Origin of the sequence: Cellulomonas fimi, assembly GCF_028527925.1 — a bacterium.
Taxonomy (GTDB): Bacteria; Actinomycetota; Actinomycetes; order Actinomycetales; family Cellulomonadaceae; genus Cellulomonas; species Cellulomonas fimi_C.
Genome location: NZ_JAPESW010000028.1, coordinates 1 through 23,893, shown reverse-complemented (window position 1 = coordinate 23,893; position 23,893 = coordinate 1). Strand labels below are relative to the sequence as shown.

Annotated in this window: 18 protein-coding genes and 1 pseudogene; 7 read left to right on the top strand and 12 right to left on the bottom strand. The window is 75.2% G+C overall.

What is annotated here, in order from left to right; genetic code table 11:
• The first annotated feature begins 200 nt into the window (after window positions 1-200).
• From OMK64_RS13500 to OMK64_RS13490, 3 genes are all read left to right on the top strand, one after another.
• Window positions 201-1,277, top strand: a complete 1,077-nt coding sequence (locus tag OMK64_RS13500; protein ID WP_272728897.1) for a lytic polysaccharide monooxygenase auxiliary activity family 9 protein — start codon at window positions 201-203, stop codon at window positions 1,275-1,277.
• Between the two features lie 184 nt (window positions 1,278-1,461).
• Entirely contained in the window at window positions 1,462-1,626 is a 165-nt protein-coding gene (locus OMK64_RS13495) for a hypothetical protein (RefSeq protein WP_272728896.1), read from the top strand.
• Between the two features lie 68 nt (window positions 1,627-1,694).
• Complete coding sequence (locus OMK64_RS13490; protein ID WP_272728895.1) at window positions 1,695-3,611, top strand: NHL domain-containing thioredoxin family protein; 1,917 nt, start codon at window positions 1,695-1,697, stop codon at window positions 3,609-3,611.
• Between the two features lie 176 nt (window positions 3,612-3,787).
• On the opposite strand, the gene OMK64_RS13485 is transcribed toward OMK64_RS13490, so the two are convergent.
• Window positions 3,788-5,224: a GGDEF domain-containing protein gene (locus OMK64_RS13485; RefSeq protein ID WP_272728894.1), complete on the bottom strand. Its 1,437-nt coding sequence runs from the start codon at window positions 5,222-5,224 to the stop codon at window positions 3,788-3,790.
• Window positions 5,225-5,552: 328 nt separating this feature from the next.
• Here OMK64_RS13485 and OMK64_RS13480 point away from each other — a divergent pair, with 328 nt between their 5' ends.
• On the top strand, window positions 5,553-6,896 hold the full coding sequence (locus tag OMK64_RS13480) for a lytic polysaccharide monooxygenase (protein ID WP_272728893.1): 1,344 nt from the start codon (window positions 5,553-5,555) through the stop codon (window positions 6,894-6,896).
• 105 nt (window positions 6,897-7,001) lie between these two features.
• On the opposite strand, the gene OMK64_RS13475 is transcribed toward OMK64_RS13480, so the two are convergent.
• From OMK64_RS13475 to OMK64_RS13465, 3 genes are all read right to left on the bottom strand, one after another.
• The gene (locus tag OMK64_RS13475) at window positions 7,002-7,220 is read right to left on the bottom strand and encodes a hypothetical protein (protein ID WP_272728892.1); all 219 of its coding nucleotides are present in this window, start codon (window positions 7,218-7,220) and stop codon (window positions 7,002-7,004) included.
• Between the two features lie 56 nt (window positions 7,221-7,276).
• The gene (locus OMK64_RS13470) at window positions 7,277-8,290 is read right to left on the bottom strand and encodes a chymotrypsin family serine protease (RefSeq protein WP_272728891.1); all 1,014 of its coding nucleotides are present in this window, start codon (window positions 8,288-8,290) and stop codon (window positions 7,277-7,279) included.
• A gap of 83 nt (window positions 8,291-8,373) precedes the next feature.
• Window positions 8,374-9,225, bottom strand: a complete 852-nt coding sequence (locus OMK64_RS13465) for a helix-turn-helix transcriptional regulator (RefSeq protein WP_272728890.1) — start codon at window positions 9,223-9,225, stop codon at window positions 8,374-8,376.
• A 90-nt stretch (window positions 9,226-9,315) separates the two neighbouring features.
• On the opposite strand from OMK64_RS13465, the gene OMK64_RS13460 reads away from it, so the two are divergent.
• Complete coding sequence (locus OMK64_RS13460; protein WP_272728889.1) at window positions 9,316-10,032, top strand: alpha/beta fold hydrolase; 717 nt, start codon at window positions 9,316-9,318, stop codon at window positions 10,030-10,032.
• A gap of 104 nt (window positions 10,033-10,136) precedes the next feature.
• On the opposite strand, the gene OMK64_RS13455 is transcribed toward OMK64_RS13460, so the two are convergent.
• The 8 genes from OMK64_RS13455 to OMK64_RS13420 all read right to left on the bottom strand — a co-directional run bounded on the left by OMK64_RS13455 (window position 10,137) and on the right by OMK64_RS13420 (window position 21,474).
• A complete protein-coding gene (locus OMK64_RS13455; RefSeq protein WP_225916124.1) occupies window positions 10,137-10,469 on the bottom strand; it encodes a DUF6458 family protein in 333 nt (110 codons plus the stop codon).
• A 164-nt stretch (window positions 10,470-10,633) separates the two neighbouring features.
• Entirely contained in the window at window positions 10,634-12,736 is a 2,103-nt protein-coding gene (locus tag OMK64_RS13450; protein WP_272728915.1) for a S9 family peptidase, read from the bottom strand.
• Window positions 12,737-12,864: 128 nt separating this feature from the next.
• A complete protein-coding gene (locus OMK64_RS21290) occupies window positions 12,865-13,827 on the bottom strand; it encodes a type IV toxin-antitoxin system AbiEi family antitoxin domain-containing protein (RefSeq protein ID WP_524536915.1) in 963 nt (320 codons plus the stop codon).
• A gap of 192 nt (window positions 13,828-14,019) precedes the next feature.
• Window positions 14,020-16,110 carry a PhoX family protein gene (locus OMK64_RS13440; RefSeq protein WP_272728887.1) on the bottom strand — a complete coding sequence of 697 codons (2,091 nt, stop codon included), beginning with the start codon at window positions 16,108-16,110 and terminating at the stop codon, window positions 14,020-14,022.
• 199 nt (window positions 16,111-16,309) lie between these two features.
• Window positions 16,310-18,706 carry a bifunctional copper resistance protein CopD/cytochrome c oxidase assembly protein gene (locus OMK64_RS13435; protein WP_272728886.1) on the bottom strand — a complete coding sequence of 799 codons (2,397 nt, stop codon included), beginning with the start codon at window positions 18,704-18,706 and terminating at the stop codon, window positions 16,310-16,312.
• Between the two features lie 23 nt (window positions 18,707-18,729).
• Window positions 18,730-19,572 carry a copper resistance CopC family protein gene (locus OMK64_RS13430; protein WP_272728885.1) on the bottom strand — a complete coding sequence of 281 codons (843 nt, stop codon included), beginning with the start codon at window positions 19,570-19,572 and terminating at the stop codon, window positions 18,730-18,732.
• A gap of 20 nt (window positions 19,573-19,592) precedes the next feature.
• Window positions 19,593-20,360 carry a YcnI family copper-binding membrane protein gene (locus OMK64_RS13425; RefSeq protein ID WP_272728884.1) on the bottom strand — a complete coding sequence of 256 codons (768 nt, stop codon included), beginning with the start codon at window positions 20,358-20,360 and terminating at the stop codon, window positions 19,593-19,595.
• 388 nt (window positions 20,361-20,748) lie between these two features.
• Window positions 20,749-21,474 (bottom strand): hypothetical protein, encoded by a 726-nt coding sequence (locus OMK64_RS13420; protein ID WP_272728883.1) that lies wholly within the window; start codon window positions 21,472-21,474, stop codon window positions 20,749-20,751.
• Window positions 21,475-21,681: 207 nt separating this feature from the next.
• Between OMK64_RS13420 and OMK64_RS13415 the strand changes: the two genes are divergently transcribed.
• Together OMK64_RS13415 and OMK64_RS13410 are read left to right on the top strand one after the other, a co-directional pair.
• Window positions 21,682-23,514: an MDR family MFS transporter gene (locus tag OMK64_RS13415; protein ID WP_272728882.1), complete on the top strand. Its 1,833-nt coding sequence runs from the start codon at window positions 21,682-21,684 to the stop codon at window positions 23,512-23,514.
• A gap of 112 nt (window positions 23,515-23,626) precedes the next feature.
• A pseudogene (locus tag OMK64_RS13410) lies at window positions 23,627-23,893 on the top strand (hypothetical protein); the annotation flags it as partial.

The following is a 23,893-nucleotide window of genomic DNA, read 5'->3' as shown; positions in this document are numbered from 1 at the left end:
TCCCAGGCCACCGTCGCTGGTCACCGGGGCGCCACCCGCTGTCGAAAGTGGCGCCCGAATCGCTTCAGACGGTGGCCCGAAAGGGCACGTCGTCCGCAGGGTGGAGCCCCTAGGGGGACGCGACCTCGGCGGGTTGGCAGCGAGGCCGGTGCCGGGACGCGCTCACGGGGGCCGTCCCGCATCGAGAGGAGACCCGCACCATGACCGTCCGTGCACGCCCACGCACGCTCTTCGCCGCCCTGGCGGCGGTCGCGGTGGCCATCGGCGCCGCCGTCGTCACGTCCGCACCCGCCTCCGCCCACGGTTCCGTCACGGACCCGCCCACCCGGAACTACCGGTGCTGGGAGGTCTGGGGCTCGGACCACCTCAACCAGAACATGAAGAACGTCGACCCCATGTGCTGGGGCGCGTACCAGCACGACCCGAACGCGATGTGGAACTGGAACGGCCTGTACCGCGAGGACGTCGGCGGTCGGCACGAGGCCGTCATCCCGAACGGGCAGCTCTGCTCCGGCGGCAAGACGTTCTCGCCGCGGTACGACTACCTCGACACGCCCGGCCCGTGGGTCGCGAAGAACGTGCCGACGAAGTTCCAGCTCACGCTCACCGACGGTGCGAAGCACGGCGCCGACTACCTGCGCATCTACGTCTCCAAGCCGGGCTACGACCCGACGAAGGAGGCGCTCGGCTGGGATGACATCACCCTGGTCAAGGAGACCGGGCGCTACCCGACGACGGGCCTGTACCAGACCGACGTCGACCTGACGGGCTACAGCGGCCGTGCGGTGCTGTTCACGATCTGGCAGGCCAGCCACCTCGACCAGCCGTACTACCTGTGCTCCGACATCAACATCGGCGGCACGAGCACGCCGACGCCGACCGTGACCCCGACGCCGACGGTCACGCCGACGCCGACCGTCACGCCCACGCCGACCGTCACCCCGACCCCGACGGTCACGCCGACGCCGACGCCGACGCCCACGCAGACCTCGGGCCCGGGCACCTGCACCGCGACCGTGAAGGTCGTGAACTCGTGGAGCAGCGGGTTCGTCGGTGAGGTCACCGTGAAGGCCGGCTCCAGCGCGATCACCGGCTGGCACACCGCGATCGGCGGCACGACCGTGCAGCAGGCGTGGAGCAGCACCCTGTCGGCGGCGAACACGCTGACCAGCGTCGACTGGAACAGCAAGCTGCCCGCGGGCGGCACCGCCACTGCCGGCTTCATCGGCAGCGGCAACGGCCAGGGCGTCACCGCGGTCTCCTGCGGCACGCACTGATCGACCGGCACCACCGCACCACCCGGACGCCCGTCGTCCTGACCCCCACGGGTCGGGCGGCGGGCGTCCGTCGTCCCGGCCGCCGCCCGCGGCCGTCCGCAGTGCCGTCGGTCCTTGGTCGTCGTCGCGACGCGCGGCAGGATGAGGCCACCGACCGCCCGACCGCCGACCGACGGAGCGCCCCGTGCCGAGCGAGAACCCCGACCACGAGCCCGTCCCGCACGACGCGTCGGACGAGCGGGGCACCGAGCCGCCGTCGCTGTTCTGGCGCCGCCGCGGCTACTGGGTCCTGCTGCTCGTCGCCGCGGTCGTCGCGCTCGGGCTGACGTTTGCGTCGCGCTTCCAGTGACCGTCGGCCGGGCGTCCGACCGGCACCCTGGGAACGGTCAGGCCACGCGCGCGTGATCCACTAGGGGCGTGACCGCGACGCCCTCCACCCGGCTGCCCCGTGTCCGCGCCTCCGAGCTCATCGGGCGGGGGTGGCTCAACACCGGCGGACGGGACGTGACGCTCGCGGACCTGCGCGGCAAGGTCGTCGTCCTGGACTTCTGGACGTTCTGCTGCATCAACTGCCTGCACGTCCTCGACGAGCTGCGCGAGGTCGAGGAGCGGTTCCGCGACGTGCTCGTCGTCGTCGGGGTGCACTCGCCGAAGTTCGTGCACGAGGCCGACCCGGTCGCGCTCGCGGCTGCCGTCGAGCGGTACGAGGTGCACCACCCGGTGCTCGACGACCCCGAGCTCGTCACGTGGTCGGCGTACACCGCGCGCGCGTGGCCGACGCTCGTCGTGATCGACCCCGAGGGCTACGTCGTCGCGCAGATGGCCGGCGAGGGGCACCGGCACAACCTCGAGGTGCTGCTCGAGGAGCTCGTCGCGGAGCACGACGCGAAGGGCACGCTGCACCGGGGCGACGGCCCGTACGTGCCGCCCGCGCCGACCGCCGGGACGCTGCGCTTCCCCGCGAAGGTCGTCGCCCTCCCGGGTGGGTCGCTGCTCGTCGCGGACGCCGGGCACCACGCGCTCACGGAGGTCGCCGCGGACGGGTCGACGCTGCTGCGGCGCATCGGCTCGGCCGAGCGCGGGCTCGTCGACGGCGGCCCGGACGCCGCGCGGTTCAGCGAGCCGAACGGCCTGGCCCTCGTGCCCGAGCACCTGCGGGACGCGCTCGGGTACGACGTCCTCGTCGCCGACACCGTGAACCACGCGCTGCGCGGCGTGCGCCTCGCCGACGGGCACGTGACGACGGTCGCCGGCACGGGCGAGCAGCTCATGGTCGGTGCGGCGGACAACGTACGCGGCGGCGGCACGGGCGCGGGGTACGACGGGCCGGCGCTCGACGTGCGGCTGTCGTCGCCGTGGGACGTCGTCTGGTCCGCCGCGCTCGGCGCGTTCGTCGTCGCGATGGCCGGCAACCACACGCTGTGGACGTTCGACGGCACGCGGCTGCGGCACGTCGCCGGGACCATGAACGAGGGGCTGCTCGACGGCCCGGGCGCCGACGCGTGGCTCGCGCAGCCGTCCGGGCTGTCGGTCGGACCCGACGGGCGCGTCTGGGTCGCGGACTCCGAGACGTCCGCGCTGCGCTGGCTCGACCCCGCCGACGGGACGCTGCACACCGCCGTCGGCGAGGGGCTGTTCGACTTCGGGCACCGCGACGGGCGCGCCGACCAGGCCCGCCTGCAGCACCCGCTCGGCGTGGCCGCGCTGCCCGACGGGTCCGTCCTCGTCGCCGACACGTACAACGGCGCCGTGCGCCGCTACGTGCCGCCCGCCGACGGCGAGCCGGCCGGTGCCGGCGACGTGACGACGGTCGCGCGCGACCTCGCGGAGCCGAGCGGCCTGCTGGTCCTGCCCGGGGGCGTGGCCGGCGACGGCGGGCTCGACGTGCTCGTCGTCGAGTCCGCGGCGCACCGGGTCACGCGCGTCGCGCTCCCCGCGGGTGCGGGCCAGGTCGTCGACGGCGGCGCGCACCGGACGCAACGGCCGGTGACCGACCTCGCGCCCGGCGACGTGCTGCTCGACGTCGTGTTCACGCCCGCGGCCGGGCAGAAGTACGACGACCGCTTCGGTCCGTCGACACGCCTGCAGGTGTCCTCGACACCGCCCGGGCTGCTGCTCGACGGCGCGGGCGACGACGTGCCGCTCACGCGCGCGCTGCGGCTCGACCCGGCCGTCGGCGAGGGCGTGCTGCACGTGACCGCGCACGCGGCGTCGTGCGACGCGGACCCGTCCGTCGAGTACCCGGCGTGCCACCTCAACGCGCAGGACTGGGGCGTGCCGGTCCGGGTCGTCGAGGGCGCCCCCGCGAGCCTCACGCTCCCCCTGCACGGCTGACCCCTGACCCCGGCCGCCGCCGGTCCCCCGTCGCCGGGTTCGTCACCTCCTGCTGAGCTCGTCAGCTCGAGATGACGAACCCGGCACGACCTGACGAACTCGCCGCAAGACGGAGGCGCGACGGTCAGGAGACGCGAGAGGGCGCGACGTTCAGGACGTGCGCGACGTCGCGAGTGTCAGGACGCGCCGAGGACCGCGACCGCGACCAGCGCGTCGAGCGACGTGTCGACGACCTCGCCCGTCGCGGCCGTCGCCGAGACGCCGATCTCCACGACCCACGGACCGTGCTCGACGACCGTCGTCGACGACTCGGCCTGCGTCACGTCGACAGGAGCCCCGCCGCGCGCGACGGCGGACGCCGGACCGTCCGGCGACTCCCCAGGGCGCCGCATGAGCACGGCCCAGCCGGCCCCGCCGAGCGTCTCCGTGGCGGCGGCGGCGAGCGCGCACAGGCGCGGCACGATGCCGGACTGCGCGGCGACGATCGCGGCGGTCCCGGCGACGACGACGCGCTCCGCCGTCACGGCGGGGTCGGCGGTCGTCGGGGCGGCGGCCCGCAGGGCGCGCGCGCGGGCCCGCTTGGCCCGGTACTGCGCCATGTCGGCCTGCCGGAACAGGTGGCGCGCGGACGTCGCACCGGTCACGGCCGTCGTCGCGATGCCGTAGGAGATCGCGGCGCCGTGCGGCAGGGGGAACTCGGCGACGGTCGCGGCGACGACCTCGGCGACCTCGACCCGGCGCCGGCCGACCGTGACGAGGCAGAACTCGTCGCCGCCGATGCGGGCCGCGGTGGTGCCGGGCAGGGCGTCGGACGCGCGCCGCAGGACGTCCGCGACGGATCGCAGCAGGTCGTCGCCGGTGTCGTGGCCGAGCTCGTCGTTCACGCGCTTGAGGCCGTCGACGTCGCACATGACGATGCACGTCTCCTGGCCCGACTCGAGCGCGGCCTCGGCCGCGGCGTCCGCGACGCGTCGGTTCGCGAGGCCGGTCAGCGGGTCGTCGGCGACGAGGTGACGGACCTGCCCCTCGAGGTCGACGCGCGCGATCGCGCCGCCCAGGAGCGCACCCAGGACCTCGGCGCGCGCCAGGTCGTCGACCCCGAACAGCGGGGACCCGAGCTCGCGCATCGCGTACAGCTGACCCCAGACGGTGCCGTTGACGACGACGGGCGACGCGAGCGCGGACGCGCCGCCGATCTCGCGCAGAGTCTCGACCTCGACCGAGTCGCCCGCGCCGTCGTCGGCGGCCGTGACGGGGCGTCCCGCGACGTCGACCGCGTGCGCGACCCAGCTGACGCGGTCGCGGATGAGCCGGCGCAGCGCGGGGCGGTCGTCCGCACGGTAGGACGCACGCACGCGCCAGACGACGCGGGGGTCGGTGGGCTCGGGGTGGACGCGCACGACGCGCGCGGTGTCCTGCTCGATGCTGAGGACCGCGAACGAGCTCGCGCCGAGCATCTCGGCACCGACGGACGCGGCGACCTCGACGACGTCGTCGAGGGTGCGGCCGCGGTCGAGACGGTGCGCCGCGGTCGCCAGACCCCGGACGCCGACGAGCGCCGCAGCGGACCGATGGTCCCTGCGGGTCCCCTCGGCGGTCCCCCGGCGCGTCACGCGCCCATCATCGTCCCTCGGACACCTGTCCGAACAGTTGAGGGCATGAGAGGTGCATGAGATCACCCCGGCCCCGCGTCGTTCCGGGCCCGCCGGCCGCCCGGTGCGCCACCAATTGCCCCGATCGTGCTGCGCCGAACGGGTGAGGCGCACGCGACCCCGGCGCTGGTCGGCGGCCCGCGCCCGAAACCATTCGCCGGGTTGTCGGTCCTCGGCCGGCGCGGCCAGCCTGACCCCACCCTGCCCCCTGGCGGCCGCGCGACCCGGCGGGCCGCCGGCAGGAGGGCGCCCCGCGGCGACGACGCCGCACGTCGGAAGGAGTCCCGCCATGTCCACCGTCACCGCCCTGCGACGCAGAGCCCTCGTGGCCGCCGCGATCGCCGGGCTCGCCGCCGCGACGGTCGTCGCGATGCCGGCGTCGCGCGCCGAGGCCCACGGCGGCCTCACGTACCCGCAGACGCGCACGTACGCGTGCTACCTCGACGGGCTCGCCGGCGGGCAGGCCGCCGGTCAGGCGGGCAACATGCTGCCGACCAACCCGATCTGCCAGCAGGCGCTCGCCGCGAACCCGTACCCCTTCTACAACTGGTACGGCAACCTGCTCGGCACCATCGCGGGGCAGCACCAGACGATCCCCGACGGCAAGCTCTGCGCGCCGGACGCGAAGTTCGCGGCGTTCAACACCCCGAGCACCCAGTGGCCGACGACGAAGCTGCAGTCGGGCGGCCGCATCACGTTCCAGTACGCGGCGACGGTCCCGCACCCCGGCTGGTGGACGCAGTGGATCACGAAGGACGGCTGGGACCCGAGCCAGCCGATCGGCTGGGACGACCTCGAGCCCGCGCCGTTCGACCGGGTGCTCAACCCGCCGACCCGCTCGGGCGGCCCGACCGGCCCCGAGTACTACTGGACGGCGCAGCTGCCGCAGAAGACCGGCCGGCACGTGATCCTGTCGATCTGGGAGCGCACCGACAGCCCCGAGTCGTTCTACAACTGCTCCGACGTCGTCTTCGACGGCGGCGGCACGACCGACCCGGGCGACCCCGGCGACCCGGACCCGGTGGACACGACGGCGCCCACCGCTCCGGGCACGCCGACGGTCGCCTCCGTCGACGGCACGACGGCGTCCCTCACGTGGGCCGCGTCGGCCGACGCCGTGGGCGTCACCGGCTACACCGTGCACGACGCCACGACGGGCGCAGTCCTCGCGCGGCCGACCTCGACGGCGACCACGCTGTCGGGCCTGACGCCCGGCACGTCGTACGCGGTCTACGTCACGGCGACGGACGCCGCGGGCAACGTCTCCGCGCGGTCCTCGACGCTCACGTTCAGCTCGGGCTCGACGCCCGCGGGCTCGTGCTCGGTGAAGTTCGACGTCTCGAACGCGTGGTCCGGCGGGTTCGTCGGCAACGTCACGATCTCCAACGAGTCCATGACGCCCGTGAACGGCTGGCAGCTCGTGTGGACCTTCACGAAGGGCGAGAAGGTCACGCAGGCCTGGAACGGCTCGGCCACCCAGTCGGGTGCCGTGGTGACCGCGCGGGCCGCCGCGTGGAACGGGACGATCCCGCACCACGGCGCGGTGACGTTCGGGTTCATGGGGTCGAGCAGCGGCGCGCCGGGTCAGCCGACGGGCGTCGCGCTCAACGGTCAGCCCTGCTCGCTCGCCTGAGCGTCGCAGTCCTCGGGGGTCCGGTCGCCACGGCGGCCGGGCCCCCGGCTGCGGGTGCTCGGCTGCGGGCGCCCAGCTGCGGGCGCTGGGCTGCGGGTGCTCGGCTCAGGCGCTCGCCGAGATCGCGCCGACGACGCGGACCTTGACGGCGACGCCGTCGACCGCGCGGGGCACCTCGGCGGACCGCCCGCGGGCGGACACGTTCACCTGCAGGAGGTAGCCGTCACCGTCCGGTGTGATCCCGATCCCCCGCACGTCTGGTCGCCCGGCGAGGTCGGCACGCAATCGTTCCTTCGCTGCGCGCGCCTGCTCGAGATCCGCCATGCTGCACCGCTTCCCGCCGTGCCACCGCGGAGGTCGGGCCGCTCGCCGGGGCAGGGTCAGGTGGCGAGCGTCGCACCGAGGGCGTCGAGCACGGCATCGATGGGGTTGAGGTAGGTCAGCCCGGACCCATTCTCGCCCCCGGTCTCCGAACCCGCAAAGAGCAAGCCCAGCGCGACGCCGTCCTCCCGGTACACGAGCGACCCGGAGTCGCCGCCGCGCGAGAACGCCGACGCACCCGTCGACTCGACCTCGATCTGCCCGTCGAACGCGATCTCGCCGAGCTCCTCGCCGTACCCGACGACGACGTCGTCGAGCTCGATCGCGGTGACCTTGCCGTGCGTGACCGACGTCGTGCGGCCGATCTTCGCGACCTCCTCGTTGCCGACCGCGACGGCGGTCGTCGTCACGAGCCCGACCGGGTAGTGCAGGTCGACCTCCGGGTCGTCGAGCAGCGCGACCGCGCAGTCGACCGTGGCACGGCCGTGCGGCTCGAGCTCGACGCGACCCGCGAGCTCGCCGACCTTGTCCCGCGAGGTGCGGCCGCCGTCGGCTGGTCCCGGCTGGAGGATCGGGTCGCCCATGCGTGCCGACGGCGTGCCCGACAGCACGTGGTAGTTGGACAGCGCGTGCATGCGGCCGTCGACGACGACGAACGCGCCGAGCGTCCCCGCCGACACCTTCGCGTGCGCGATCGAGACCCCGGGCCGCAGCGGCCGCACGCGACCGGTCTCACCGAGCGAGCGGGCCGTCACGACGGGCGGGCGTGGCGTGACCGACGGACCGCTGCCGGGTCCCGCGAGCGTGCGGATCCGTCCCGTGCGCCGCACGTCGGCGGCCGGCCCGACCTGCTCCGCCACCTTGCGCGCGATGCTCCGCACGGCCGGGACGCCCAGGCGGTAGCGCACGGCGACGCCGTACCCGCCGCCGGCCAGCGGTGCGAGACCCAGCGCGATCGGCACGGTCGCGGCGTGCATGTCCTGGACCTGCACGCGACGTTGCGCGAGCTCCCGCACGTAGTCGCCCACCTGCGCCTTGACCTCGCGCGCCTCGCGCTCGTCCATCGATCCCATCGACCCCCCTGCCGATCGTCGCCCGGTCGGGTCCGGGTGCCTGCGGCAAGTCTGCCGCCTCGCACCGACACCTGCCCGGGGGTTCAGCCGTCGTGCGGGCGGCGCCCCACCGGCCGGGCGTCGTCCGGCGGCTCACCCACCACGGCGACCGGTCGTGCCTCGTAGGGTTCAGCCGTGACGTCGGCCCGGCGCACGCGGTCGAGCCGGAACCACCGCACGTCGTCGCGCGTGCGGCACCACGCGGCCAGGTACCAGCGGCCGTGCGTGCGCGTGAGGACGATCGGCTCGACGCGACGCTGCGACGTCGCACCCGCGACGCCCGTGTACTCGATCGCGAGGACCCGCTCACGGGACAGCGCGTCCTCGACGGCCCGGAGCACCCCGGGTGCGGCGACCGCGACGACGGCGGCGGGCGTCCCGGCAGCGTCACGGTCGGCGCCCGCCCGCGCGGTCGTCGCGAGGCCGTCGGGTGCCCGCGCCCCGTCGGGTGCCCGCGTCCCCGCGGTAGGCCCGGCAGCGGCCGCCGGGCGGCTCGTCGCATCCGCGTCGGATCGCGTCCACACGCGTTCGGACAGCGCGACGGCGCGGGCGCGGTCGGCGGCCGGCATCGCGTCGAGCACCTTGTCGCGCGCCGTCCGGGCGTCGACGCCGAACGGGCTGCCGGGCGGCAGCGCGTCGACCGCGAGCGCGAGGGCCACGGCCTGCGCGGGTGTGAGGGCGACGGGCGGGAGCGTCGCCCCGACGAGCACGTAGCCGCCTCCCGCTCCCGCTTGCGCGACGACGGCCAGGCCCGCCTGCTGGAGCGCGCTGACGTCGCGCTTCACGGTGCGCGTGGTGACCTCGAAGAGCCGCGCCAGACGGGCGCTCGTCGTGCCGCGCGGGCCGACGCGACGCAGCTCCTCGGCGATCGCGTACAGGCGGTCGGTGCGGTTCACGAGCAGGCTCCTGGGGTCGTCGTCGGGCCTCCATGATGGTGACACGAAGGTGACATGCCGGTGTCACCGACCCCGCGCGAGGCTGGTCCCATGACCACCACGCACCTGATCCTCGTCCCCGGTTCCTGGCTCGGCGGGTGGGCCTGGGACGACGTCCTGCCCGGGCTGCGCGCCGCCGGGCTCGTCCCCCACCCCGTCACGCTGCCGGGCCTCGACCCGTCCGACGACGCGTCGACCGTGACCCGCGCCGACCACGTCCAGGCCGTCGTCGCGCTCGTCGACCGCATCGCCGACGACGGCGACGACGTCGTGCTCGTCGGCCACTCCGGCGGCGGGGCCGTCGTCGGGGAGGTCGTCGACCGGCGGCCCGACCGCGTGCGCCGCGCCGTCTACGTCGACTCGGGTCCGCTCGAGGACGGCAACGCGCTCGTCCCCGACCTTCCCGCCGACTCGACCGGCCAGGCGTTCCCGTCGTGGGACGAGCTCGCGGACGGCGGGTCGAGCCTCGAGGGCCTCGACGAGGCCGCGCTCGAGCGCCTCCGCGAGCGGGCTGTCCCGCACCCGGCCGGCGTCGCGCGCGGCGCGGTGCACGTGAGCGACGAGCGCCGGTTCACCGTCCCCGTGACGGCGATCTGCACGAGCCTGCCGTCGGAGGTGCTGCGGACGATGGTCGACGGCGGCCCGCCGCTGCACACCGAGATGGGCCGGTACGACGTCACGTACGTCGACCTGCCGACCGGGCACTGGCCCATGTTCAGCCGCCCCGACGACCTCGCCGCCGCCCTCGTCGACGCCGCGCGCGCCTGACCGTCGGGATCGGCCAGGACGCCCCGCCCCTCCACAGCGCGACGCCCCGGCGACCGTGAGGTCACCGAGGCGTCGCGGCTGTCCGGGCGGGAGTACCGCCGGGGTCAGGCGCCCGCGGGGGGCGCCGGCGGCGCCTGCGGGGGCTGCTGCTGCTGGACCGGCTGCACCGGGGTCTGCTGCACCGGCTGGACCGGCTGCTGGACCACGGGCTGGGCGACGGGCTGGGCCGTCCCGACCGTGCGGTGGTCGACGACCTCACGGTGCGACGTGTTGCTGCGCTGCGCGTTGATGATGAGCGCCAGGATCAGCGCGAGCACGCCCGCGCCGATGCAGATGTACCCGATCATCGTCAGGTCGATGGCGTCGATGCTGTCCCGGACGCCGAACGCGAGGATCGCGCCGATGACGATCAGGGCGATGCCGCCTCCGATACCCATGCGTGGCTCCTTCCGTCCCGTCGAACTCCCGTGTGGGACGCCCGCCGAATCTCGTCGAACTGGGCGGCGCTCGACTCTTGACAGAGGAGTTTGGCGCGGGTAGTGGACCACCGCATCTGGAGGCGGCATCGTCACCCGGTCAGGTCATGCGGCCGGCTCGTCCCTCAGCCCAGCACCTCCGGGTAGGCCACGTCGGCGCGGCCCAGCACGTGCTGCGCGAGGAACGCCTCGACCACCTGGTACCAGACGACCGCGTGCTGCGGGCTGAGGATCCAGTGGTTCTCGTCCGGGAAGTAGAGGAACCGGTGCGGCGTGCGGCCCTCGTCGTCGGCCGGCAGACCGGACCGCGACACGAGCTCGTACCAGAGCCGCAGGCCCTCGCCGATCGGCACCCGGTAGTCCTTGTCGCCGTGCACCACGAGCATCGGGGTGACGATCTTGTCGACGAACCGGTGCGGGGAGTTGTCGAGCGCCATCTCGGCGGTCATCTCCCGCTCCCAGTAGTACGCCGCGTCCGTCGTCGGGCCGAACTGGTCCAGCGCCCACAGGCTCGCGTGCGTGACGATCGCCCGGAACCGGTCGGTGTGCCCGGCGACCCAGTTCGCCATGTAGCCGCCGAACGAGCCGCCCATCGCCGCCGTGCGCGACGCGTCGACGTCGTCGCGCGCCTCCGCGACGTCGGTGATCGCCATGAGGTCCGTGAACGGCGCCTCACCCCACGACCCCCACCCGGCCTGGATGAAGTCCTGCCCGTAGCCGGTCGACAGCGCCGGGTCCGGCAGCAGCACCGCGTACCCCTGCGCGACCAGCAGCCACGGGTTCCAGCGCCACGACCACGTGTTCCACGAGCCCAGCGGGCCGCCGTGGATCCACAGCAGCAGCGGGGCCGGGGTCTCGGCGCTCGCACCCTCGGGGAGCGCGAGCCACGCGCGCACGCGACGCCCGTCGCCGACCGTGGTCTCGACCTCGGTCAGCGAGCCCGGGACCTGCGGCGTCGCGACGGGCCCGACGAGGGGTGTCGCCGCGACCGGCGCACCCGTCTCGACGGCCTCCGCCAGGTCGATGCGGACCGGGTGCGCGGGTGCCTCGTACGACGAGCGCAGCGCGTACGCCGTCCTGCCGTCCGGGCTGACCTGCACGTCGGTGAACACCGCGTCGTCCGCCGTCACGCGCGTCACCGCGCCCGACGCGAGGTCCACGCGGAACACCGGCCCGCGACCGTCGTCGTCCGCGAGCACGAGCAGCGCGTCCGAACCCGGCAGCCACACCGGGTCGTGCGGCCAGCGGTCCCAGCCCTCCGTGAGCGGACGTGCGTCGCCGCCCGCCAGCGGCGCGACCTGCAGGGAGACGTGCGGCGCCTGGTGCGGCGTCGACACCGTCTCGCGCGTGAAGACGACCCACCGGCCGTCGGGCGACACCACCGGCCCGTACACGTCCGCGGCGTCGTCGGCCACGAGCGTGCGCCGCTCGCCGGTCGCGACGTCGATCGCGACGACCTCGCTGCGCTGGTCGCCACGCGCGCGGTGCCGCGTCCACCCCGTCACGACCGTGCGGCCGTCGGGCGCGATCGCGGCCGACTGCTCGACGAGCGCCGCCCGGGCGTCGGGCGTGGCGTCACGGAGCGTGAGGCGCGGATCGCGGTCGCCGGCCAGCGGCGTGACGACGTCCGCCGAGAGGTCCGCCGTGAACAGGTGCGGCGAGTCCGGCCCGAGGTCGTGGTCCCAGTACCGGACCGGGTACGCGTCGTGCAGGATCGCCGCGATCTTCTTGTCCTTGCGCGCCTTGCGCAGCTTCTCGTCGGTCTCCGCGTCCGGCGCCGACGGCAGCACGTCGCTGCTGACCAGCACGACCGACGCGTCCTTCGCGGTCCGCACCCCGCCGACCCCCGCGACCCGGTCCGCCACGACGCGGGCCTCCGCGTAGTCCGCGGGCAGCAGCCAGAGCGCCGGTACCGGGTCGTCGTCGCCGTCCTTCGCGTCCGGGTCCGGTCGGGCGCTGGTGAACAGCAGGTCGCCCGACGCCGTGAATGCCGCGCTGGCCTCACCCTTCGCGCTACGGGTCAGGCGGCGGGCCGGCTTCTCGCCCGCCGGGTCGACCTCCCACAGCGCCGTCACGTACTTGGTCCGCTTGGCGTCGAGCGTCGCCACCGCCGTCACCAGCCGCGTCCCGTCCGGCGACAGCACCAGCCCCGACACCCGCGGGATCCCCACGTAGGAATCCAGGTCATGGAACGGCGTCGCCGCCGTGGTCGTGCTCTGCTCGGTCACGTTCTCGTCCGCGCCACCGTCGGCGCCGCTGTCAGTCGCGTTCGTCACCGCCCCGTCCTATCACGCCCATCTGTCGGACTCACCGGTCGACCCCGACCTCGCGCCCGGAACGGCGGCAATCGCGGGCCCTACGACGGGGTCACCGCGCGTGACGGCCGGAGGTGGGCACGGAGAGTCCGGACCATGCGGCCGTCGGCGCCGAGGTCGGCGGCGGTGAAGCGAAGGAGCGTCACACGGTCCGTGCTCAGGAGCGCGTTCTGGCGACGCCGGTCCCTCAACAGGGCTTCGGGCGCTTCGTGGATCTCCCGGCCGTCGATCTCTGCCAGCAACCATCGCCCGCCGGGACGGCGCCAGCCGAGGTCGGCGCGCCCCAGGAACCGGCCGTCCTCCCCACGGATCACGACCTGAAGCTCGTCCGGGGGCACCCCGCCTGCGACGCAGTCGAGGCGGGCGAACGTCTCGAGGGGAGACTCGGACCGCGGGTCCACCATGGCCCAGACGCCGGACGTCCGCGCCGCACCACGACGACCCGCGACGAGCCGCCGGACCTCGGCGAGGCCTTCGCCCGAGAGCAGCCCCCGACGGAGCACGTCGTCGAGCGCGGCGACGGCATGTCGCGCCTGCAGCTCCGGGACGGCCTGCGCGAGCGCCCACGGCAGTACCGCCACTCGGCCCGCGCCGTGACGCCTGTGGGCGAACGGTGTCGGGTCACCGAAGCATCGCACTCGGATGCCGTCGCGGTCTCGGCCATCCCGACCACCCGTGAGGGCGACCTCGGGACGGATGACCTGCGGCAGCCCGGCGACGCCGTGGAGGACGAGGGCGCAGGTGCCCACGGCGATGGCATCCGGCCCGAACGCGAGCACACCGGTCCACGCACTTCGATGCCTCCGCTCGTCGACCGAGAGTCGCGACGCCGGCTCGACGTCGTACACGGACCGGGCGACGCGCGCCCATCGCCCGCTCTGCACCAGTCTCGATCGTCGGGTGCTGCCGATGCCGGCGCTCGCCGCCTGCGCGGCCGACACGAGACCTCCCTGCCCCCGCGCGAGGGTGAGCAGGGACGACGGGATCGCGAACCGACCGGGCATGAGCCCACCACATCGCGGCGTGTCAGCCCGCCCGCCCTCCGGACCGCAGCCTGTGAACGTCCTCGTCGCGACCCGGTCTGTGGAGGGCTCGCAGCGCGTCGGAATAGCACGGCGCGACCCCGCCATGGCGCCCGGATCGGCGAGCTTTCGGGGCGCCATGACGGGGTCGCTCCTTCGCGAGGAGGGAGGTGGTCAGGTGCGGTAGACCTGGACGACCGACGGGCGGGGGCCGCCCCAGCGGCCGCCGGACAGGGAGCCGGGGGCGACGTAGTCCGGGAAGTACGACTGCTGGGCTGCCCACGTGCCGTCCTCGCCCGGGTGCTGGACGGCGACGTAGACCATCTCGTCGCGGTCGCGGACGACCGGGCCGCAGGTCTCGGCGCCGCGCGGCACGGCCAGGAACTGCTGGACGCGGCCCCGCTCACGGCCCTCGAGCGGCACCTTGAAGAGGCCGTCGCAGTACCCGATCGTGCCGGGCTGGCCGTCGGTCGAGATCCACAGGTCGCCCGACGAGTCGAACGCGACGTTGTCGGGGCAGGAGATCGGCGACACCTTCTCGGGCGGGAAGCCCGCGAAGTACGTGCCGGTCGTCGTCGCGGGGTCGCCGCAGAGCAGCAGGATGCTCCAGCCGAACGTGAGCGACCGCGGGTCGTTCCCGGCCTCGGTGAGCTCGACGACGTGCCCGTGCCGGTTCGTCACGCGCGGGTTCGGCTCGGTCGCGCCCTCCTTGCCCGCGGCGCCCCGGTCGGTGTTGTTGGTGCACGCCACGTACACGCGCCCCGTCACGGGGTTCGGCTCGACGTCCTCGGGGCGGTCCATCTTCGTGGCGCCCACGGCGTCGGCCGCGAGCCGCGTGAAGACCAGCACCTCCTCCGTCGTGAAGCCCGGCACCTGCGAGACGCCGTCGAGCACGAGCGGGACCCACTCGCCGGTCCCGTCGAACGCCCCGTCGGACGGCAGCGCGCCCGTGCCGGTGATCTCGGAGACGGGCGAGTCGCCGAGGAACCGCGCGACGTACAGGTTGCCGGCCGCGAGCAAGCGCTTGTTCGCGTCGCGGTGCCGGCGGCCCTCGCGGTAGCGGTCCTTCGAGACGAACTTGTACAGGTAGTCGAACCGCTCGTCGTCACCCATGTACGCCGCGACGTGCCCCGACCGCCCGACGACGACGTTCGCACCCTCGTGCTTGAACCGGCCGAGCGCCGTGTGCTTGACGGGCGGCGCGGTCGGGTCCTCGGGGTCGACCTCGACGATCCAGCCGAACCGGTGCGGCTCGTTCTCGTAGCCCGGGTTGCGGGCGTCGAAGCGCGGGTCGACGTTCTCCCACCCGCGCGTCGTCGCCTTGTCGGCGAAGCCGTACCGCTTGTCGGCCGCCGACGTCCCCGCGGTGCGGAAGTACTGGTTGACGTTCTCCTCGCCCGACAGGACCGTGCCCCACGGGGTCGTCCCGCCCGCGCAGTTGTTGAGCGTGCCGCGCGGCGTCGTGCCCGCGGGGTCGGCGACGGTCCGCAGCAGCGCGGAGCCGGCCGCCGGGCCGGAGAACGTGAACGGCGTCGACGCGGTGATCCGCCGGTTGACGCGCGCGCCGACCTTGTACGTCCACGGCCTGCCCTTGCGCTCGCGGTACAGGCCGACGACGGACAGACCGTGCGACGCCATCGCGACGCGGCGCTGCCGGTCGAGCTCCTCGGGCGTCGCCGCGGGCGGGAACATGATGTTCTCGTTCGTGTACTCGTGGTTCACGACGAGTGTGCCGGTGCGGCCGTCGCGGTCCTCCAGGATGTCGACGTAGTCGCAGTTGTAGCCGAACAGGCGCTCCGCGACCTCGGGCGTGAGCGTCGCCGGGTCGAAGCGGTCGCGCGACGACAGCAGCGGGTCGCCCCAGCGCACGAGCGGCCGCCACTGGTAGCCCGACGGGACGGTGAACGCGTCGGTCGCGGCCGGGACGGGTGCGATCGGGGCGAAGCCCAGGCGTCCGCGCGGGCCGCCGCCCGGGCCGTGGGCCGCGGCGGGCGTCGCGTCGCCGAGGACGGGCGCGATCGCGACGGCCGCACCGGCCACGACCGCCCCCGCGAGGACCGCCCGACGGCTCAGCGCCGCGTCGACGACGTCGCGGAAGTACGGGTTGTCGGTCGTGTTCGGCGCGGGCTGCGCGCACGCGTCGCCGCACTTGAGGTGGCACGTCACGGGCGACCGCTTGCCCGACGTGTGCCCCGCCATCGGCAGGAACGGCAGGAGCGCGCGGCGGGAGGGGGTCGGTCCGGGACGGTCGTCGGTGGTCGTCATGCGCGGGCCTCTCGGAGGGCGTCGGGCGGGGGCGACGACAGCCAACAACCCGGAGGATCCCGACGAACCCCCGCCCGGTGAGCGACCGGTGAACACCCGACGAACGTTCCCGCTCGCGGCTCGTCCCGGCGGCGAGGCCCGCGACCCGGGCCCGGTGACCGGAACCGGGTGCCGACCGGTCGTGAGACCCGGGTCGCGGTCAGCCGCGGGGCGGCTCGGCGTCGTGCTGGTCGGCGCGGCGCGCGCGGACCTCCGGCTGGTGCGCGTCGCGCTCGGCGAGACCCGCGAGCATCGCGTTGTACTCGTCGAGCTCGAGGTCGCCCTCGCGGTCGACCTTCCGGTCCCGACGACGCGCGGTCCGCTCGTCGTCGCGCGCCCACGCGAACCCGACACCGATCGCGAGGGCGAGCGTCGGGATCTCGCCGATGCCCCACGTGATCGCGCCGCCGATCTGCTGGTCGGCGAGCGCGCTCGGCCCCCACGGGCGGCCCATGAGCCCGAACCAGTCGGCGACCAGCAGCGTCTCCCCCGAGACGAGGGCGACGCCGAAGAACGCGTGGAACGCCATCGTCGCGAAGAGCAGCAGGAGCCGCTGCGGGTACGGGAGGCGGCGCGGGCCGGGGTCGATGCCGACGAGCGCGTTGACGAACAGGTACCCGGCGAGCGTGAAGTGCACGACCATCGCGAGGTGGCCGACCGGCGACCGCAGGGACCACTCGAACAGGCCGGTGTAGTAGAAGGCGATCATCGAGCCGACGAAGTTCACGGCCGCGACGACGGGGTGCGCGAGGAACGACCCGACGCGGCTGTGCACCAGCACGAGGATCCACTCGCGCGGGCCGCGCGAGACGTCGTCGCGCAGGCGCGTGGAGCGGACGGGCAGCGCGCGCAGCGCGAGCGTCACGGGCGCGGACAGCGCGAGGAAGATCGGCACGACCATCGCGAGCACCATGTGCTGCACCATGTGCGCGCTGAACAGCACGTGGCCGTAGAGCGCGGGCCCGCCGGACGTCGTCCAGCCGAACAGCAGCATCCCGACCGTCCACGACGCGGTGCGCGCCCACGACCAGGTGTCGCCACGTCGACGCAGCCGCAGCACCCACCGCCAGTACACGACGAGGCCCGCGACGGCGGCCGACGCGAGCAGCAGGTCCCAGCGCCACTCGGTGAGCCAGCGCAGCCCGGTCGGCTCGGGCGGCAGCGGGTGGCCCGTGAGGCGGTACGCGGGCGACGGGTCGGCCGGCGGCTCCTCGGGCACGGGCGGCGCGGTCGAGCCGAGGGCGACGGCGACGCCGGAGACGGCACCCATGACGGCGAGCTCGACGAGCACGAGCCGCCAGAACAGCGCACCGCCCGCGCGTCGCGCGGCGTCGGCGACCCCCGGGACGACGCGCGTGCTCGCCGACCCGGCCACAGACGAGGTGGTCGACGCGCTGCCCGTCGACGACCCGGTCGAGGTGGTGAGGCGCGCGCCACCGGAGCCCGTCTCGGCGGGCGACGAGCCCGTGGACCCGACCGCGTCGGACGGAGTGCCCGACGACGGCGAGCGCGGCGCGACCGCCGCACCGCCGGCGAGCCGTGGGATGACGGCCCGTCGGTGGGCCAGCCCGAGGAGCCCGAGGACCCCGAACAGCGCGACCTTCGCGAGCAGCAGCACGCCGTAGGTCGTCGTGAGGTCGGACCAGCCGTCGGTCCGCAGCAGGCCGTTGACGAGCCCCGAGACGGCGACGGCGACGAAGCACCAGCCCGCGATCACCGAGTACCGGGCGACCGACGCGGACAGGTCGGTGCCGACCCACCGGACGACGACGGCGAGCGCGGCGAGCGCCCCGATCCAGACCGCGGCGCCGACGAGGTGCACGACCATCGACGACGTCGCGAGGTCGTGCCCGGACGCGCCCGCGGCGTGCCCGGTCTGCGCCTGCTGGTAGAGCGCGACGAGCACGACGACGGCCGTCCACGCCGCACCGGTGGGTGTGGCGACGACGAGCGAGAGCGCCGTGACCACGGCCGCCGCGGTGGTGACGAGCAGGAGCGTCCGGCCGAGGTCGATCTGCGTGACGAAGACGCCGAGCTCCTGGCCGAACTGCGCGGAGTCGACGGGGCGCCCGGCGACGTTCGCGTACGTCAGGACGAGGTGCGCGAGCGACGCGACGGTCCACACGCCACCCGCCCATGCGGCGGCGAGGAGGCTGCGCGGGTAGGCGCGCCCGTCAGCCCGGCCGGGGGCGACGCGTGCGTCCGCGGCGACGGCGGGCTGCCGCCGCGGCAGGACGCCGATCGCGAGGACGAGCGCGCCGAGCGCGACCGCCCCGGCGAGCTCGGTGAGCGTCTCCGCGACGGGCAGTCCCCAGCGGACGGCGGCGCCGGGGTCGGCGAGGACGCGCGGCGCGACGGCACCCGAGAACGCGACCCCGACGACGACGGCCACGACTGCCGACGCCACGAGCACGAGGACCCGGCCCGCCGCGGGCAGCGCGGCCCACCGGCCACCGGCCTCAGGACGCGGCGACGCTCCCCCGCCCGCGCGCGACGACGCGACGGACCCACCGGTCGCGCCGGGGGTCCGTGCGTCGCCGCGCACCGGGGTGGTCATCGCTCCAGCCTAGGTCGCGCTGCTCAGACCGTCGGCCCGGCCGCGTCGCCCTCGGACGTCCCGGTGCCGGACGTTCCCGAGCCCGACGTGCCGCTGCCCGACGTACCTGGACCCGACGCGCGGTCCCTGGCCTCCGGGCCGCCGACGCCGTCGGGGCGTCGACGCAGCAGGTACCCGGCCGCGACGCCGCCCGCGACCACCAGCACCGCACCCACGCCGATGAGCAGCGGCCCCGCCACGGCCGGCTCGTCGGCCTCGGTGTCGCCCGCGTCGGAGGCGGCGGGCGTGGTCGCGTCCGCGGTGGGCGCCGGAGAGGTCGCGCTCGCGGTCGCCTCCGGTGCCGACGGCGTGCCGTCGGAGGGCGTCGGCTCGGGCGCCGGGACGGGGGCGCCACCGGTGCCCGCGACGGTCGCCGCGGTCGCCGTGAAGCCGAACGTCCCCTCGATGGGGTGCCCGTCGGCGGACGTGACACGCCAGGCCACGGAGTAGGCGCCCGCGGGCAGCTCGCCCGCGAGCGGCTGCGCGACGGTCGCGTCGACGAGCTCCGCCGGACCCGTGCTCACGACGCGCCCGTCGGCGGCGGTCACGACGACCTCCGTCCCGATCGCCGTGGCGGGCATGTCGAACGTGAGCGTCACGCGGTCCGGCGTGAACGCGACGGTCGCGCCGTCCGCCGGGTCGCTGGCGCGCAGCGTGTTGTGCGCCTGCGCGGCGGGCGCCCCGAGCAGCGCGAGCGCGCCGACGAGGCCGATGACGGCGACGGCGCGCCCGATCGCCGAGCCCGCCACCGACCGCGCCGCTCGGGACCGGCTCCCCGCGGCGCGGACGAACGGAGGCGTGGCCCGAGGGGCGGAGGTGGGGAGCATGTCCTCCAGCATCGCCCACGTCACGCCGTGGTCCCGCGTCGCCGGGACGTGACGACCGCCACGACGAGCGCGGCCAGCCCGAGGAGCAGCCCGACGCCCCCGAGCACGCGCGCGACGGTGTCGGGCTGCTCGTCCGCGGCGCCGGCGGTCGCGGCGTCGTCCGACGCGTCCCCGTCGGCGACGGGCGCGGCGGTCGCGTCGTCGGCTGCCACCGTGTCGTCACCGGGGACGGCCGTGGTGGTGAAGACGGGCGCGGGGTGCTCGGGCTCGCCGCCGTCGCCGGCGACCTCGTCCCAGTCGACGACGGTGCCGTCGCTGTACGACTGGTGCGCGGGCAGGACGACGTCGAGGCCGACCTCCTCAGGCAGCGGGCCGGCGGAGATCGCGAACTCCTGGAACTGGCCGTCAGCGATCTCCGCACCGGGCGCCGCGGTCCAGGTGACGCGTGCCGGCGCCTCGGTGAGCGTCGTCCCGTGGCTCTCGACGGGCGCGTCGAGCGGCGCCCGCTCGACGGTCGCCGTCCAGCCCGGGACGGGTCGCGTCGAGACGTAGAGGAACGGGGTGTCGGTCGGGAGGTCGACCACGACCTGCGTCGTGACGGCCGTCGCGGACTCGTTCGGCACCCGGAACGTGAGCGCGCTCCAGCCGCCCGCGACGGTGCTCTCGGGGATGACGCGGACGTGCGCGTCGGCGGCGCTGGGCAGCACGGCGACGCCGAGCCCGAGCGCCGCCACGGCCACGGCCCGCGCGGCGACGCGCGCGACACCGGTGGGGCGCGGTCCGCGCACCCGCCCAGCGTGGTGGGCGACGTGCGCGCCGCCGAGCGACGTCGATCCGCTGCCACGGCCGTCGACACGGGCGAGGCCGACCGAGCGCGACCTGCGCACCTGGGCGCGGACGAAGGCGGGCGTCAGCGGCGCGTGCACGGAGGAAGCCGCGCCGGGGGAGTGCGTGCCCGCCCGGAGGCGGGCGGGAACGGCGCGGTGAGGGGACGGGGGGACGAGCTGAGGCATGAGGGTCCTTCGGGCGTCGCGGACGTCGTCCGCGGGTGGTCGTGGAGGACGCGGCCGGGCGCGCGGACGACCCGGCGCAGACCGGGGAGCGCGACGCGGCGACCGCGAGACCCGCGCGACGACCGGCCCTCTCCGCCGTCGGGCGGAGCTCGGTGCGGTCGCGTCAGCGCGCGGGAGGTGCGGGCGGGGCTGACGGTGGCCCGCGCCGCGGGTGCGCGCGCGACCAGGGTGCGCGGTGGGGCGCGACGGCGGCGACGGGACCGACGAGCGTCCCGCCGGCGGGGATGGCCACAGGTCCTGGCACGACGACGCGCGCTCGCAGCCACGCGAGCAGCCAGTGCAGGGCACGGTCGCCACCGGCGACGACGAGCGCGGTGAGGACCGTCGCGACGACGTGCAGCACGAGCATCGCGGACGCACCGAGCAGCGGGGTGGCGACGCCGTGCGGGTCGGCACAGGCGAGGGTGCCGACGGCCTGCCCGGTGTGCGCGGCGTGGTCCAGCGTCTGCCCGGCGAGGTGGGCGGCGTGGGTCGTCTGCCCGACGAGGTGGCCCGCGTGCTCGGCGGCGGTGTGCCCGCCGTGCGGGTCGGCGGCCGCAGCGCCCGACGACACGGGCGCGGCGCACCCGGTCGCAGCGAGGACGGTGAACGCGTGGTGCAGCACGAGCTGCCCGGCACCGAGGACGGCGGTGACCGTGACGGCGCCGAGCCGTCGGCCCGCGAGCGCGACGCACACCGCGAGGACGAGCGACGCCAGGGCGACGAGGACGACCCCCGCGGGCAGGGTGCCACCGCCGAGGACGTGCGCGAGCCCGGCGAGCGCGACGACGACGGACGCGACGACACCGGCGCGCACCAGGCGCCAGGGTCCCGTCGTCGCGGAGGGCATCGGGTCACGGTATCCGCGCCGGCGAGGCGCCCCGCGGCCGTGAAAAGTTTCGGACGCCGCCGCGACCAGGTGGGACGCCCGCCGTCACCCGCGGGTGTGACGGGGAACACGCGGGTGCATGCTCGATGTTGGGGACGAACGGCGACGTGCGCCGCCGCTCTCCGCCACGCTGTCCCCCGCCTCGCACCTCGCCGCCGAGAAGGACCGATGTCCGCAGACGCCGCCACGGCCGCCGCACCGCCGACCACGTTCCGCGCCCCCACGCACCGGGAGATCCGCACGATCCTCGGCGGGCTCATGCTCGGCATGTTCCTGGCGGCGCTCGACCAGACGATCGTCGCGACGTCGATCCGCACGATCGGCGACGACCTGCACGGCCTCTCGCTGCAGGCGTGGGTGACGACGGCGTACCTGCTGACGGCGACGATCTCGACGCCGCTGTACGGCAAGCTCTCCGACATCTACGGCCGCAAGCCGTTCTACCTGCTGGCGATCGGGCTGTTCGTCGCGGGCTCGCTGCTGTCGGGGACCGCGGGCTCGATGTACGAGCTCGCGATGTACCGCGGCCTGCAGGGCCTGGGCGCGGGCGGTCTGATGGCGCTCGCGATCACGATCCTCGGCGACCTGGTCGCGCCCCGGGAGCGCGCGCGGTACCAGGGGTACTTCCTCGCGGTGTTCGGCACGTCGTCGGTGCTCGGGCCGGTCATCGGCGGGTTCTTCGCGGGCGCCGACGAGATCCTCGGGATCACCGGCTGGCGTTGGGTGTTCCTGGTGAACGTCCCGATCGGCATCCTCGCGTTCGTCGTGATCTGGCGCGTGCTGCACCTGCCGCCGCTGCAGCGGGTCGAGCACCGCATCGACTGGCCGGGTGCCCTCGCGCTGGTGGTCGCGCTGGTTCCGCTGCTGGTCGTCGCCGAGCAGGGGCGTGAGTGGGGCTGGTCGTCGACGCGCTCGATCGGCTGCTACGTGACGGGCACCGTCGGGCTGCTGCTGTTCTGGCTCGCCGAACGGCGGGCGAAGCAGGACGCGATCCTGCCGCTGTACCTGTTCCGCAACCGCACGTTCGGCGTCGGCGCGGCGGCCAACGTCGTCATCGGCCTCGGCATGTTCGGCGGGCTCGCGACGCTGCCGCTGTACCTGCAGATCGTCCGCGGCCAGACGCCGACGGAGGCCGGCCTCACGCTCATCCCGTTCACCGTCGGGATCATGGCGGGGTCCGTCGTCGCCGGTCAGACGACCGCGCGCACCGGCCGGTACAAGGTGTTCCCCGTCATCGGGACGATGCTCATGGTCGTCGGCGCGCTGCTGTTCTCGCGCCTCGCGGTCGAGACGCCGTTCTGGCAGATCTTCGCGTCGTCGATCGTGTTCGGGCTGGGCCTCGGCCTGACGATGCAGCCGCTCGTGCTCGCGGTGCAGAACGCGGTCGCGATCCGCGACATGGGCGTCGCGACGTCGTCGTCGCTGTTCTTCCGGCAGATGGGCGGCACGCTCGGCACCGCCGTCTTCCTGTCGATCCTCTTCTCGACGGTCGGCGGCAACATCCGCGACGCGTTCGCACGGCTGCTCCCGACGCCGGACTTCCAGGCCGCGCTCACCGACCGTGCCGTGCTGAGCGACCCCGCGAACGCAGCCGTCGCCGACGCGATCCGGGGCAGCGGGTCGCTGCCGTCGCTCGACGACTCGTCGTTCATCGGCTCGCTCGACCCGCGGCTCGCGCAGCCGTTCCTCGAGGGCTTCGCGCAGTCCGTCGACCTCGTGCTGCAGATCGCCGCCTGCATCATGGTCGTCGGCGTGGTCCTCACGATCCTGCTGCCCGAGCTGCCGCTGCGGACCGTGTCCGGCATCGAGGGACGCCTGGCCGAGAGCGACGGCACGACGCCGCCCGCCGCCGACCCGGACGTCGAGACGCCGCGCACCGCGGGCGGTCCTGTCACGGCGATCGGCGGGGTCACGGCGACCGTCGCCGACGCGGGCGCAGCCCGACGCGAGGCCGCCGCGACGGCCGGGCCTGCAGCGGCGCCCGACGACGGCGGCCGCTGAGGCGGCCGTTCCGGCAGCGACGCACGACGACGGACCTGTCGCGGCGCTGAACCTCCGGGGCCGTGCCACCGTTGAACCGGTGACACGACGGAGCCCAGCACCGGAGGCCGCGATGCCGCAGATCCAGGAGTCCCCCGCCCCTTCCACCGACGCCCCCGCCGCCGCGCACGCGTGCGGCGGGTGCCTCGACCGCCGCCAGGTGCTGCAGCGCGCCGGGCTCGTCACGATGGGCGTCGCGGCCGCGGGCGTGCTCGCGGCGTGCTCGTCGAGCGGGTCGGGCGACGGGCGGCGTCGTGCCGTCGCTCTCGGCCAGGCGTCCCTCGATGCCGGACACGGGCCGCAGCGGCAGCTCGGGCAGCAGGATGGGGAGGACCACGCC